12 protein-coding genes are annotated in these 13,079 nt (G+C 63.7%); 4 read left to right on the plus strand and 8 right to left on the minus strand.

Features of this window, described 5'->3' with window-relative positions:
- Positions 1–113 precede the first annotated feature (113 nt).
- Both AB0N65_RS16595 and AB0N65_RS16600 read left to right on the plus strand, forming a co-directional pair.
- Positions 114–941 (plus strand): hypothetical protein, encoded by an 828-nt coding sequence (locus AB0N65_RS16595; RefSeq protein ID WP_364163947.1) that lies wholly within the window; start codon positions 114–116, stop codon positions 939–941.
- Positions 942–978: 37 nt separating this feature from the next.
- The gene (locus tag AB0N65_RS16600) at positions 979–1,458 is read left to right on the plus strand and encodes a hypothetical protein (RefSeq protein ID WP_364163950.1); all 480 of its coding nucleotides are present in this window, start codon (positions 979–981) and stop codon (positions 1,456–1,458) included.
- A gap of 1 nt (position 1,459) precedes the next feature.
- Here the strand turns inward: AB0N65_RS16600 and AB0N65_RS16605 are convergent, their stop codons facing one another.
- The 6 genes from AB0N65_RS16605 to AB0N65_RS16630 form a co-directional block, all read right to left on the minus strand.
- On the minus strand, positions 1,460–2,512 hold the full coding sequence (locus tag AB0N65_RS16605; RefSeq protein WP_364163952.1) for a Gfo/Idh/MocA family oxidoreductase: 1,053 nt from the start codon (positions 2,510–2,512) through the stop codon (positions 1,460–1,462).
- Positions 2,513–2,801: 289 nt separating this feature from the next.
- Positions 2,802–4,529: an ABC transporter family substrate-binding protein gene (locus AB0N65_RS16610; protein ID WP_364163955.1), complete on the minus strand. Its 1,728-nt coding sequence runs from the start codon at positions 4,527–4,529 to the stop codon at positions 2,802–2,804.
- A gap of 71 nt (positions 4,530–4,600) precedes the next feature.
- Positions 4,601–6,766, minus strand: a complete 2,166-nt coding sequence (locus AB0N65_RS16615; RefSeq protein ID WP_364163958.1) for an ABC transporter ATP-binding protein — start codon at positions 6,764–6,766, stop codon at positions 4,601–4,603.
- Entirely contained in the window at positions 6,763–7,734 is a 972-nt protein-coding gene (locus AB0N65_RS16620) for an ABC transporter permease (RefSeq protein ID WP_364163961.1), read from the minus strand. The genes AB0N65_RS16615 and AB0N65_RS16620 overlap by 4 nt, the downstream gene beginning before the upstream one ends.
- The gene (locus AB0N65_RS16625) at positions 7,734–8,717 is read right to left on the minus strand and encodes an ABC transporter permease (RefSeq protein ID WP_364164197.1); all 984 of its coding nucleotides are present in this window, start codon (positions 8,715–8,717) and stop codon (positions 7,734–7,736) included. Before AB0N65_RS16625 ends, AB0N65_RS16620 begins: the two co-directional genes overlap by 1 nt.
- A gap of 282 nt (positions 8,718–8,999) precedes the next feature.
- Entirely contained in the window at positions 9,000–9,605 is a 606-nt protein-coding gene (locus tag AB0N65_RS16630) for a TetR/AcrR family transcriptional regulator (RefSeq protein ID WP_364163964.1), read from the minus strand.
- Between the two features lie 87 nt (positions 9,606–9,692).
- Between AB0N65_RS16630 and AB0N65_RS16635 the strand changes: the two genes are divergently transcribed.
- Both AB0N65_RS16635 and AB0N65_RS16640 read left to right on the plus strand, forming a co-directional pair.
- Positions 9,693–10,259, plus strand: coding sequence for an NAD(P)H-dependent oxidoreductase (locus tag AB0N65_RS16635; RefSeq protein ID WP_364163967.1), 567 nt, complete (start codon positions 9,693–9,695; stop codon positions 10,257–10,259).
- A gap of 174 nt (positions 10,260–10,433) precedes the next feature.
- Positions 10,434–11,309 (plus strand): GerMN domain-containing protein, encoded by an 876-nt coding sequence (locus tag AB0N65_RS16640; protein ID WP_364163970.1) that lies wholly within the window; start codon positions 10,434–10,436, stop codon positions 11,307–11,309.
- A 36-nt stretch (positions 11,310–11,345) separates the two neighbouring features.
- On the opposite strand, the gene AB0N65_RS16645 is transcribed toward AB0N65_RS16640, so the two are convergent.
- Together AB0N65_RS16645 and AB0N65_RS16650 are read right to left on the minus strand one after the other, a co-directional pair.
- Positions 11,346–11,885 carry a hypothetical protein gene (locus tag AB0N65_RS16645; RefSeq protein ID WP_364163972.1) on the minus strand — a complete coding sequence of 180 codons (540 nt, stop codon included), beginning with the start codon at positions 11,883–11,885 and terminating at the stop codon, positions 11,346–11,348.
- Positions 11,866–12,957, minus strand: a complete 1,092-nt coding sequence (locus tag AB0N65_RS16650) for a hypothetical protein (RefSeq protein ID WP_364163975.1) — start codon at positions 12,955–12,957, stop codon at positions 11,866–11,868. Before AB0N65_RS16650 ends, AB0N65_RS16645 begins: the two co-directional genes overlap by 20 nt.
- Positions 12,958–13,079: the final 122 nt, after the last annotated feature.

Raw genomic sequence — 13,079 nt, forward strand, 5'->3', positions numbered from 1 at the left:
AGTTCTCATAATGAGGACTTCGCCAGGAAGAAGCGATCTGAAGGCCATCTCAAGATTCTACGTCCGCCACTTGACGAATATAGAAGCATCCAAGAACATACGGTCCCGTAACGGTGGAAGGGCATGGCTCGGTTGGCGTCGAGGGTACCGGCAACATTAAGCACTCTGTGGGACAGGGCGGACTGGACGTTGAGGCTACCGGTGAGATTTCCGCCGGTGGACGCGCGATCTTCACTGCCGAAGCCGAGCACGGCCCGGTCAGCACCACCATCACCAACGAAACCTTCGTGGGCGCTCGGGCCGACGGCGATTTCGACGCCAAGATTCCCTTTGGTCTGGGCCTGCCGGACGTCAAGGCGAGCGGCGAAGCCTTTGTTGGCATGGAGAACATCACCACGGCCAAGAGCGAATTTTTTGACGGGTGGGTCAACAGCACCTCCACGGCAAGATTCATGACGGGAGCCGAAGCCGAGGCCCACGCCGTTGCCAACGGATTCCTCTTCTCCCCTGGCGGCGAAGTATTCGCCGGCCAGAAGGCCACCCTCACCCAAGAGACCGAATTCGCCGGCGGCCTCTTCAGCACCGGGCAGGGCACGGAGCTGCGCGGCGGTGCCTGGGCCAGCGCCGGGGAGGGCGAAATCAGCGTGAGCAAGGCCGACGGCACCACTGGATCCGCGGCCAGTGCAGGCGTTGGGGCGGAATTGACCCAGTCCCAATACGTCGAGGTCCTGGGGCAGCGGCTCGCCACTTCCGTGACCGCGGCGGCGGGTGTGGGTGAAGGCTACTCCGTCAAGGCCTCGATGGACGAGGACGGATTCACCCTTGGTGTCAGTGGCAAGTTGACCGCCGAACTCGGCCTCGGGGCAGGCGCTGAGATCACCATTAGTCCCTCCGGATTCGTGGACTCGGTCACCGGCTTCACCGACTTCCTGAACAAGTAACGATCCCCCTGAACCACCGCGCCGAAAGGGCTCGCTCATGACATCCCACCAGGTCTTTCCGTCCGCTACCTTGCCCGCCTACCCGGCCATTAAGCTCACGCCACCCGCCGGCTGGACACAGCACGTGGTCCCCGACGCCGTGGGTGCCATCATGGCTCCCGCCGCGGAAGGCCGGTACACGGCAAACGTGGTCATTTCTGTCTCGCGCCGTCTTCCCGGCTACGAACTCCAGGACATTGCCGCGTCCGTGGATGCGCACCTTGCCGGTTTGCCCGAGGCCGTCCTCCTGGGTACGGAACCCGTGGTCATCAATGGCCGGCCGTGGCATGTCCGGGAGGCGCGATACACCCACCCCGACGCCGGCTCACTGACGCAGTTCACCGCCGTTACGGTGGTGGACAACCGGACGGCCTCGGACGTGGTCCAGCTGACCGGAAGCTTCCGTCCGGAGGAAGACGAGGACAAGAAAGCCGTCTACTCGCTGGTCGCCAGCACCGAGGTCAGCGCCGCCCCCTAGCTCAGCGCGCTATCTTCCGGGCCTGCTCCATCAGCTTCAGCACCGCCACCGAGTCGGCAGGATCCACAGGTGACGGGAGCGCGGAGGCCGTGCCGCCGTCGTCGATCTTTTCCGCCAGGATGCGGTAAAACTCCGGGTAGGCGCCGCGCTCGGTGGGCACCGCGGTGCGCTGACCGTCCGCTTCCAGCGTTCCATGGTTTTCGGAAGGTTCGACGCCGTACTCCGGGTCCGTGGGGAGCCCGCCTCCCCGGACGAACGGCTCTTGCGGGTCGATGCCGAACTTCACGAAGCCACCTTTGGTGCCGAGCACCCGGAAACGCGGGCCGTGGAGATGGCTATTGAGGTTGAGGGTCAGATGGCTGACAACGCCGGACTCGTGGTTGAGGACGATGAAGACGTCGTCATCGGCTCGCTCCTGTGGGCGGCGGGCGTGCAGTTCCGCGTAGGCGACACTCGCGGGGCCGAAGAATTGGACCGCCAGGTCCAGCACGTGGGCTCCGAGATCGAACAGGACGCCGCCGCCGTCTTCCACGGTGGCACCGGCCTTCCATGCCTTCGCGATTTCCGGCGCCCAACGCTCCATGCCGGACTCGAACCGTGTCACGGTACCCAGCGTCCCGGCGTCGAGCAGTTTCCTGACCGTCAGCGCGTCGCCGTCCCAGCGGCGGTTTTGGTAGACCGTGAGTACGCGGCCTGCTGTGGCGGCCAGTTGGATCAGTTCCTCGCCTTGCGCGCTGTGGACAACAAAAGGCTTGTCGACGACGACGTCCAGCCCGGCTTCCAGCGCCGCTTTCGCGAGTGGGAAGTGGGTTGCGGGCGGTGTGCCGAGGACGATGAGGTCCAGTTCATCGGCGAGCGCCAGAATGTCCTCGGGGCTGTTGACGATCTTGGCCTGGGGGTAACGTTCTGCCGCCTTGGCCCGCCTGCCGGGGTCCGAGGTCGCGATGACACTGAGCTGGTAGGCGGGGTTGGCCGCGATGTAGGGGGCGTGGAAGACACTGCCCGATAGTCCAAATCCTGCGACGGCGGTACGGATCGGCTGCGTGGAAGTCATGGCCCTAGGCTACCCACCCTCTCCCACCGAAGACCCCACCCCGGGCATCCCTCTCTCACCGATGACCCCCACCCCGGGCATCCCTCTCTCACCGACGACCCCCACCCGGCCAACGCGCTACCAATCGGTGATAGACGGTTCGAGTCAAGCCGACAATAGGTGATAGAGCGTTCGGCTCAAGGCGGCCATCGGTGAGAGAGGGTTGGGGACGGCGAAGGCCGGGAGCCTCCCGAACCATTCGCAGGTTCAGGACGTTCCCGGCCTTCTTAGTCAGGCGTTGAAGGAGCTGCTACTTCTTGGCGCCCTTTTCCCAGCCGATGGTGGTCCAGTCCGGAACGTTGGACAGGCTCTTGAACAGGGACGGACCGTAGTTCGCCAGCCCGGCGCGCACGAACTGGATCTCCGGGCCGTTCATCACAGTGCCCATGGAGTAGTACTTCTCCATGTGCTTCTTTTCGACCTCCATGGCAGCCTTGTTGCGCTCTGCGTCGTCGGCGATGGTCGCCAGGCGGGCGATCTCGGCATCGAGCTCAGCGTCACCCAGACCGTTTTCGTTGGTCTTGGAGTCGTAGTACTGCTTGACGGCGTCGGTGGCATCCGGGCCCACGGTGTAACCGGAGATGGTCACATCAAACTCACGACCACCTATGACCTTGCCGAAGTCGGCGTCACCGCGTTGGTCGATGGACACATCCATGCCCGCCGCCTGGAGCTGCTTCTGCAGGGTCTGCGACGTTGCCGCCGTGGTGGGGTCGTCACCGAAGTTGGTGATCTTGAAGGAGACCGGGACACCGTCCTTCGCCATGATGCCTTGGCCGTTCGGTGCGTACCCGGCGTCCGTCAGGACCTTCTTGGCTGCCTCGGCGCCCGTGTCCTTTACGGGGTAGTTGTCCTGGTAGTACTCGGAGAACGGCATGAGCATCATGGAGCCCGAGCTTTCCTCGGACCAGTTCAGGCCGTTGAAGCGGACGTCGCGGATGGCCTTGCGGTCGACGGCGGTGAAGATCGCCTTGCGCACGGCGACGTCGGTGAGGGCGGGACGCTTCGCGTTGAGGTTCAGGCCCCCGGCGAACAGGCGCTGGCCGCGGCGAATGTCTGAATCCTTGGTGCCTTCAAGCTGCTTGTAGCGGCCCAGGGTACGTCCGTTGGCTGCGTCGATTTCACCGTTCTTGAAGGCAGCAATGGTTGCGCTCGGTTCCATTTGGCGCCAGATGACCTTCTCCAGAACCGGCTTCTGGCCCCACCACTTTTCGTTGGGGACCATCGTGACGGTCTTGGCGGTGGTGTCGTAGTTCTCGACCTTGAAGGGCCCTGCCATCCATTCGGGGTGCATGTTGCCGGCGAAGCCCGTGTTGAAGATTTCCGGGGTGTTGACGGCCGGGTGGATCAGCCCGAAGAACAGGTTTTCCAGCGGGAACACCGGCTGGGTGGTGGTAACGATGACTTCTTTGTCGTTCGCTCCGGCCTTGACCGAGTCGACGAATGCGTAGGACCCTGCGGACACGATATCGATGGACGTATCCGTGCCCTTCAACATGTTCCACGTGTTCTCGAAGGTCTTGACGTCGATCGGCGTACCGTCGTTCCAGGTGGCCTTGTCGTTGACCTTGATGGTGATGGTCTGCTTGCCATCCTTGACTTCGCTCTTGACCTCTTCACAGAAGTCCTTGTTCGGCTCAGCCTTGCCGTCAAAGTCCAGCTTCCAGCAGCCGCCGATGCCGCCGCTGTTGATGGAGGCCGTATTGACGGGGGTCATCAAAGCCGAGGTGTCTGCGCTGTTGCCCACGTTGGAGAAGCCATTGAAGTCGGGGCCGATGCTGCCCACAGCCAGGGTGACCGTGCCGCCCTGCTCCAAATCCTTGGCTTCCTTCGCGTTGACGCTAATCAGCTTGCTGATGTCGCCGCCACTCTCTTCGGCCTTCTGGGAGGCCGGACCCGACGGCGTTCCCCCGCCGCAAGCGGTCAGCATCAGTGCTGCTGCAACTGCTACGCCGCCGATCGTCGTGTACTTCTTCATGGGTTACCCTTCATTTTTTACGACTGAAATTGCGAGTTGAATACAGGGTTCAATCAATAAGTCATGTGTCGTCAGGCATGCACCACCAGCATGTCGGCGTCAATCTCTCCGTCCGGGAAGAAGCAGGCAAACTCCTGCCGCTGAACCGCTTCCGAAGCAAGTGGCGGCTCCAGAGTAAGGCACTTCTCCTGCTTGGCGGCGGGAAGTGCGGCAAACACCGGGCAACGAGTCGCGAAGTTACACCCCTTGGGCGCATCCAGGGGACTGGGCAGGTCGCCTTGCAGGATGATGCGTTCGCGGGTGCGTTCCACGTTGGGATCGGGCACTGGAATCGCGGACAGCAGGGCGCGGGTGTACGGGTGGCGCGGGTTGTCGAAGACGTCGTCAACGTCCCCGGTCTCCACGATCTTGCCCAGGTACATCACGGCAACGCGATCCGAGATATGGCGCACGACGGAGAGATCATGGGCCACCATCAGGTAGCTCAAGCCCAGCTCGGCGCGGAGTTGGTCGAGGAGGTTGATGACTCCCGCCTGGACAGACACATCCAAGGCCGAGACAGGTTCGTCCAGCACCACGAGCTTCGGGTTGACGGCCAAAGCCCGTGCGATACCGATACGCTGCCGCTGGCCTCCGGAAAACTGGTTGGGGAAGCGGTTCACGTGGTCCGGTTGCAGGCCCACGAGGCGCATGAGCTCCATGATCCGTTTCCGGATGGCGGCCTTGGGCATGCCGAGGTTCTCCAGCGGTTCGGCCAGGACTTCGTAGACAGTGAACCGCGGGTCCAGGGCACCCGTGGGGTCCTGAAACACCATCTGCATTTCCTTGCGCATGGCCAGCTTGGTTTTGTGGTCCGTGGCTGCCTTGTTGCTGACGCCACCGATCACCACCTCGCCCACCTGGTCCGGGTGGAATTCCATGATTTCCAGGAGCGTGGTGGTCTTGCCGCAGCCCGACTCCCCCACGATTGAGACGCATTCGCCCTCGCGGATATCAAAGCTCAGTCCGTCCACGGCCTTGACCGTACCGATGCGCCGTTTGATCAAAGCACCCTTGAGCAGCGGGAAGTGTTTCTTGACGTCCTTGAGCTCCAGGACCTTTTCGCGCTCGAGGCGCGTAACGCCGTCGAACTTTGAGACGGGCTTGGGCGGCGCGTGGAATATCCGGTGCGCGTCAGCGTCACCGGAGAGCTTGTCCGTCTTGATGCACGCTGCCTTGTGCCCCAGCGTCTGGCCTTCCGTGCCGGGAACGGACCACAGCTCCGGCTCGCCGTGGAGGCAGGCATCGCTCGCCAGCGGGCAGCGCGGCGCGAAGGAGCATCCCGTCACGGGCAGTGCCAGGTTGGGCGGGGTGCCTTCGATGGGAACCAGCGACTGCTTGGTGGCCGTGTCCACACGCGGCACCGCACCCAGGAGGCCCAAGGTGTACGGCATGCGCGGGTTGTAGTAGATGTCCTCCACAGTCCCGGTTTCCACGGGTCTGCCGGCATACATGACCATGATGTCGTCGGCCATGCCCGCCACAACGCCGAGGTCGTGGGTGATCATGACGACGGCGGCACCTGTCTCCTCCTGCGCTGCGTGAAGTACTTCGAGCACCTGCGCCTGGATGGTGACGTCCAGCGCCGTCGTCGGTTCGTCCGCGATCAGCACCCGCGGATTGTTGGCGATGGCGATCGCGATCATGACGCGCTGGCGCATGCCGCCGGAAAATTCGTGCGGGAAGGCTTTGAGCCGGTCCTTCGGACTCGGAATGCCCACCATCCGTAAAAGTTCGACGGCGCGGGCTTCTTTGGCCTGCTTGCTCATGGTGGGGTTGTGCACGGTGAGCGCCTCGATGATCTGGTTCCCGACCGTGAACACGGGGGTCAGCGAGGAGAGCGGGTCCTGGAACACCATGGCGATGTCGTTGCCGCGGTGCTTGCACATGGCCTTGTCGCTGAGGCCCAGGAGTTCCTTGCCTTTGAATCGGACCGAGCCGGTGACGTCCGCGGTCTCGGGGAGGAGGCCCATGATGGCCATGGAGGTGACCGACTTTCCGGAGCCGGATTCACCCACGATGCCCAGGGTCTTGCCGGGCATGAGATCGAAATCCACTCCGCGGACGGCGTGGACCACGCCGTTTTCCGAGTTGAAGCGGACATTGAGGTCGCGGACGCTTAGCACCGCGTCACCGGGCGCGTAAAACCCGACGTCACGGAGCCGCTCAGCGGGCGTGTGGGAGGTGTTGGTGCTCACTTGCTGGCATCCTTCGCGGTCGTTGCCTTAGTGCGCTTCGCGCGGCCGATGGAACTGGAGCTGGGGTCGAAGGCATCACGAAGGCCGTCGTTCATCATGGCCAGCGAACCGGTCAGGAGGAACATGACGGTCAGGGGAACCCAAAACATCCATGGGAAGGAGGACACCTGGCCTGTGGCTTGGCCGATGAGGACACCCAGGCTGACATCCGGAAGCTTGATGCCGATGCCAATGAAGGAAAAGGCAACCTCCGCAAGCACAGCTCCGGTGATGCCGCGCGTGAAATCGAGGACCAGCAGCGAGCCGATGTTCGGTACGAGGTGGCGCCACACGATTTTCCGGGACGGGACGCCCATGTACTTGGCTGCTTTGACGTAGTCGCGCTGCATGAGGGACATGGACAGCGAGCGCACAAGGCGGGCGGTACCCATCCAGCTGAAGAACAGCAGGACGATGATCAGCAGCAGCCAGCTCGGCAGGTCCTTGAGTCCCCCGCCGCCACTCGTAGCCACGGCGACCACCAGGATGGCGGGCATCATGATGAGTGCCTCAAGGATGAACAGCATGGTGGCGTCCACTTTTCCGCCGAAGAACGCCATGGTGCAGCCGTAGACGGCGGAGATCAGGACGGATACGCCGCCCACGATCAGCCCGATGAAGATGGAGGTCCTTGTTCCGTCCACGATGAGCGCCATGAGGTCTATGCCGGCCTGCGTGGTGCCGAAGAAGTGATCGGGCGATGGCCCCATGCCGATGTTGAGGGGGTCGATTGTGTCCTTGTCCCACGGGGTGAGGAAACCGCCGAACAGGGAGAAGAGGAAAAGGGCCAGGAAGATGAACAAGCCTGCGACGGCGGTCCGGTTCCGCATGAAGCGACGGAAGATGATGCGGGACTTCCCGATGACGACGTCCTGGTCGGCCACCCGGGATTCGTCGATTTCGGCGATGGGATCGATGATGTTGGTCATTACTGGACCCTCACTCGTGGATCGACCAGCGTTGTGGCGAAGTCGGCAAGAATCGCACCGATCGCGAAAATGACGGAGCCGTAAGCCAGCGTTGCCGTGGCGACGTTGACGTCCTGGAGCCCGATGGCTTGGATGCTCCACAAACCGATTCCCGGCCACGCGAAGATCGCTTCGGCAAAGAAGCCGCCCGTGAAGATCGCGGGAATGGTAAACGCGATGCTCTGCGCCACCGGGATGAAGGACACGCGGAGCGCGTGACGGCGGATTGCCTGGTTGCGTGTGAGGCCCTTGGCGCGGGCTGTTCGGACGAAGTCCGCGTTCACATTGTCCAGGAGGTATTGCCGTTGGGCGATCTGGTAACCCGCCCAACCAAAGATGGTCATCGCGAAGGTGGGCACCGCGTAGTGGGCCACAAGATCAACGAAAGCCGGCCAGCCCGGCTCGATTCCCGGCGTCGAAATTCCGGTCACGAAGAAGATGCGTTCGCCGACGGCCTCGTTGACGCCGATGGCGCCCAACTGGACCAGGAAGTAGGCAATGGGTGCAGGCAGGATGTGCACCAGGTAGCTGTAGGACGTAATGACGCGGTCCTGGTATTTGTACTGCCGGGCTGCCGAGTAGACGCCCAGGGCCACGCCGATGATCAGCGTCAGGATGATGGATGCGATGAACAGCCGCGTGGAGACCATCACGCGGTCCGCGAACTCGGCGTTGACGAACGCACCGTTTGGGCTGCGGCCCCAGTCCCAGCGGGTGACGATGCCGCCCAGCCAGTCGACGTAGCGCTCCCAGGCGTTTTTCTCCGGGTCCAAGCCAAGTCCCCGGAAGGACGCCGCGATCTGCTCAGGGGTGGGCCGCGGGATCTTCTCCTGCTCCAGCAGTGCCGGTTTGAGCGATGTAACTGCCAGGAAGTAGCCCGCGCTCGTGGTCAGGAAGATCATGATCAGGTAGATGCCCGACCGCTTCGCTAGGTATTTCAGCATGGCGGGCGGCTGCCCTGAATCGTGGCAAAGCTCAATGCTCATCCTTCCGCGGTCCCGGCTGTGGCCGTTGTCAGCTACGAACTGGCGCAGGGGATGATGTACCCCCAACCCCTTCAGTGAACACCGCCTGATATGGCATGCGTCACATTCAAGAGGAAACTACCACAATAACTGCTTCACGTTTTGCTTGAGCGGGTCCAGTTTTACGCCTTGCAGCCAGATTGTTATGTGCAGGATGCGTCATGTTTACGACGCCGGGCCCACACTCGCGCGGGACGGCCGCTAAAGCGCGCCGACCAGCCGCGTGACGAGGTCGCGCCAGGAGTCCGTGAGCCGTTTGGGCGAGATGCCGTGGACCCGCACATCGTTGACGATCCGTTCAGGGTCCAATGCGGACATGAGGGACATCGCCATGACCCAGGGATCCGCGATTCCCGCCTCGCGCAGCAGGACCTCGATATGTCGGTGCGCCAGGACCGTGGCCGGAACGTCGAACCGGTTGCGTGCGTTGGTCGCCGCAGCTTTCAGCAGCTCCCCGTTTTCCAGGACGAAGTAGATGCGCCCCTCGCCATAGGCGATGAGTCGGTCTTCCGGAGACGCCCCCGGCCCCAATGGAGGCGGGCCGAACATGAATCCACGCTGGAACTCCGATTCGGAGTCACTGAGCAGGGTCATCATGAGCCCGGCCCTGCTGCCGAAGCGGCGGAAGACGGTCCCCTTACCGACCTTGGCCTTGCAGGCGAGGGCATCCATGGTGAGTGCTTCGACCCCGAATTCGTCCACGAGTTCACGGGCAGCGCAAAGAAGCCGCTCACGGTTCCGGGCGGCATCACTGCGCTCGTGCGGAGCGCCGAACGGCACCTCCGGCTGGAGTGGGATCGAACTCACAAGAAATATTCTAGCCCGGGGAATAGAAACCGGACCGTGGTCCGTTTAGTATCGGTGAAGGCTCAAACACTCACCAAAGGAGAAATCATGTCCAAGAGCACCGTCCTCACCCTCGTTGGCAGCCTCCGCGCTGATTCCCACAACAAGAAGCTCGCCGAAGCAATCCAGCTGAACGCTCCCGAGAACGTGGACGTCCGGATCCACGAGTCCTTGGGCACCATCCCGTTCTACAACGAAGACATCGACGTCGAAGGCCAGGTACCGGCCGAAGCCGCCGCCCTCCGTGCCGCTGCCCAGGACGCGGACACCATCCTCCTTGTCACTCCCGAGCACAACGGCACCATGCCCGCTTCGCTGAAGAACGCCATTGACTGGCTGTCCCGCCCGTTCGGCGCAGGCGCTCTCGCGGGCAAGCCGACCGCCGTCGTCGGAACCGCTTTTGGCCAGTACGGCGGCGTTTGGGCACAGGACGAAGCCCGCAAGGCCGCGGGCATTGCCGGCGCCAAGGTCCTGGACGACGTCAAGCTCGCCGTTCCGGGTTCCATGGTCCGTTTCGCTGAACTGCACCCGAAGGACGACGCCGAGGTCGTCGAGCAGATCAAGGGGATCTTCGAGCCCCTGACCGCCGTCCAGGAAGAAGAAGCAGCAGCCTGATCCCACGCACGAGGCCCCGTTCCGTTCGCTGGCGTGACCTGTTCACGCTGCTTGCGGAGCGGGGCCTTGCGCATGCCCAACCGGCTCCGCCGGGCAGCGTGACCAACTCTTGTCCGAACCGTCACCGTAGCGGCATTTTGCTCACCACCGGACGGGCCTACCGTTGAACTACAGGTGGACGGACAGGAGCGTGGGGCTGTCATGCGTGCCGGGGGACATAAAAGTGCGACGGCGATCGCGGCTGCCTGCCTCATGACGGCTTTGTGGGTGGCTGGCTGCACGCCGACACCCGTGGCCGGGCCTGCGTCCGGCTCCGCGGCCGCCGCTTCCGCGTCCCCTGACGGAACGGCATCACGCGATGGAGCCAGTTCGCCGCCCGTATCCGACCCCTCAGGTCCGGGCACAAGTGGTGCAGGGCCTGGCTCTTCGGGCTCGGAACCGGCTGCACAGCCCACGCCTGGCGCGAGCGTTGCAGTCCCCGCGACTCCCCCGCCGGCCTCCCCAGCGCCAGCCTCCAGCACTCCCGCGTCCGGCGCCGGCAGCAATCCCTCGCCGGGTTCCGGCGTCGGGCCTTCCCCCGCCCCTGCGCCTTCGCCCACAGCCCCGGCACCGGCAGCCCGCGCAGCCGTCGTCCCTGCGGATCCCCTCGTTCTGGGACCAGCGGTGTACTACGTGGCGGTGGACGACGGCGGCGTCCGAGGTGTTCGCTTCGGCTGCAACGACAGCTTGGTGCCCATCCGGGGCATCGCCGCTCCCGGCGACGCTTTGACCGTTGCCCTCGGCCGATTGCTGGAAGCCGGCATGCCCGTGGACAGCGACGCCGGACTTTACGATGCGTTGGCGGGTTCGTCGCTGCACTTCGTGTCGGGTTATGTCAGCGGGGCCACCGTGGTGGTGAACCTCAACGGATACTTACGGCCGGGTGGAGTATGCGATGTGCCGCGCATCGAAGCGCAACTGACGCATACAGTTGTAGCGGCCAGCGGGGCATCGCGGGCCGAGATCTACGTCAACGGCAGGACGCTGGCTGAAGCATTGGGTGTTGGTTAGGGCAACCAGCGCAAGACCACCGTGGAACCTGCCCGCTTACGCCGTGGCGATGGCCAGGACCCGGCGCAAGGCCCACGCCACGCGAAGCAGCGCCAGGACTGATGCGAACGCCAGAACAAACACCACGGCTTCGGGGATCCACAAGCCCCCGGGATCGTCCCCTTCGAGCACGACTGTAGCGAGCGCGGCGACCACCAGCAGGCCCAATCCTGGGATGGCAAACAGAAATACTTCACCAATCTGGCGGCGGTGTGTGGCCGTGAGTTTTTCCAAGGGCAGTTCACGCTGCCCTGGAGCGGCCTTCTTGCCGAGCACGTTGATCAGCATGGAGACACTGGTGAGCGTGAGCCCGGCTGTGGCTCCGGCCAGCGTAGCGAGGGTTTGGAAGAGCGTGCGCCGGGCGCCCCCGTCAACGCCTTCCAGCATCAACGGCTGCCTCGCCAAGGACGCAATCCCCAGCCAGAGCAGGACGGCCAGCACAGCCCACAGATAGTCGGCCTTGGGATGCAGCAGGAACCACCGCCAGAGTCCGCGGCGGCCACCGCTGCGCTGCACGTCAACCTCGTACAAGCTCATGACCGGCACCGCCTCTCTTTCCTCCCGCGGCTCCCCCGACACCGGCTGCTTCGATGCCGTCGCCTGGGGAACGTGCCTCCTTGACGTCGGCCTTCGCTTCAGCAGCCAAGGCCGCCCGCACGGCGGCCATGCCACCCGCAACGAGGTCCGGCACCGAGCCGGAATCCGGCGACCCCTTGGTGTCCGGCAGGGTCCGAGCGAAGAAGGCCTCGTTGTCCTTGGCCTGTTTGTTCAGGATGGCGATGGCCTCCTCTGTTGATCTCCGGGGATCGTTGAACACATCCGGGTCTACCTCGATGTGGGAGATGAACCGTTCCTTCAACAGGTCCACTACCTCGCGGTCGCCGGTCAAAGAGTCCTTTCCCTCCGCCACGACGTAGTCGAAGTGCTCCACTGAACCTGCCCGCCGGAACAGGTGGATGAGCTGCTGGATCCGCTCACGGATCCGTTGTTTGTCCTCCGCTTTACCGGACCGGCCCACGCTGAGGGAAATGCGGAAGGTTCCCTCGGTCATGAGGCGCGACGCGCTGTCCAGGACGTCCGCCCATTCGCCCTCCATGAGCTTTCCGGAGAGCCGCTCGGCAGGAAGTGCGAATTCGAAGCGGCTGACTTCAAGCCGGGCCAGGATGTCCTCGATGTCTTCCCGGACTACGGGGACCAGCCCAATCTCCAAGCCCAGCATTCCGCCCAGGTACTCCCCCATCCTGGACGCCCTCGGACCATTCCCGCTGGTGAGCACCGCAATGACGTTCCGCTTGAGGAACGCGAAGTAGGTGGTCTCCAGCAGATGGTCCCCCGGAGCCAACGGCAGGGCCTTCCGGCGTCCCAGAGCATCGCCAACACTCGGCAGGTTGGTATCGCGGACACGGTCCAGGAGCAGGACAGGATGCGGAGACAGGGACGCGGCCTGGGCAAGGAGGGTGGTTCCATCGGCACTCGTGAAATGCCGATCCGTTCCTGCGTCGCGTGCGTGGCTGAGTACTTCCGCCACGCGACGTGCCGGAAACGGACGGCTCAGGACATCACCGTTGAGTTGCTCAACCCGCCAGAATTGAACACTTCGTCTTGCCATGAGTCCCCTCCTCTACGCGGCACCACCCGGACCAGCGGCCCAGCGTCACGGTACTTTCCGACTGAACCCAAGCTATCGGCGAGGTCCGACATTTAAGCCGGGTGCCGCCGTCGTACCTTTTG

Source organism: Paenarthrobacter sp. NPDC089322, assembly GCF_040684895.1.
Classification (GTDB): Bacteria; Actinomycetota; Actinomycetes; order Actinomycetales; family Micrococcaceae; genus Arthrobacter.

Coding starts and splice junctions, on each gene's coding strand:
- AB0N65_RS16600 (WP_364163950.1), top strand. CDS start 979: ATGACATCCCACCAGGTCTTTCCGTCCGCTACCTTGCCCGCCTACCCG.
- AB0N65_RS16605 (WP_364163952.1), bottom strand. CDS start 2,512: ATGACTTCCACGCAGCCGATCCGTACCGCCGTCGCAGGATTTGGACTA.
- AB0N65_RS16635 (WP_364163967.1), top strand. CDS start 9,693: ATGTCCAAGAGCACCGTCCTCACCCTCGTTGGCAGCCTCCGCGCTGAT.
- AB0N65_RS16625 (WP_364164197.1), bottom strand. CDS start 8,717: ATGCTGAAATACCTAGCGAAGCGGTCGGGCATCTACCTGATCATGATC.
- AB0N65_RS16620 (WP_364163961.1), bottom strand. CDS start 7,734: ATGACCAACATCATCGATCCCATCGCCGAAATCGACGAATCCCGGGTG.
- AB0N65_RS16650 (WP_364163975.1), bottom strand. CDS start 12,957: ATGGCAAGACGAAGTGTTCAATTCTGGCGGGTTGAGCAACTCAACGGT.
- AB0N65_RS16645 (WP_364163972.1), bottom strand. CDS start 11,885: ATGAGCTTGTACGAGGTTGACGTGCAGCGCAGCGGTGGCCGCCGCGGA.
- AB0N65_RS16610 (WP_364163955.1), bottom strand. CDS start 4,529: ATGAAGAAGTACACGACGATCGGCGGCGTAGCAGTTGCAGCAGCACTG.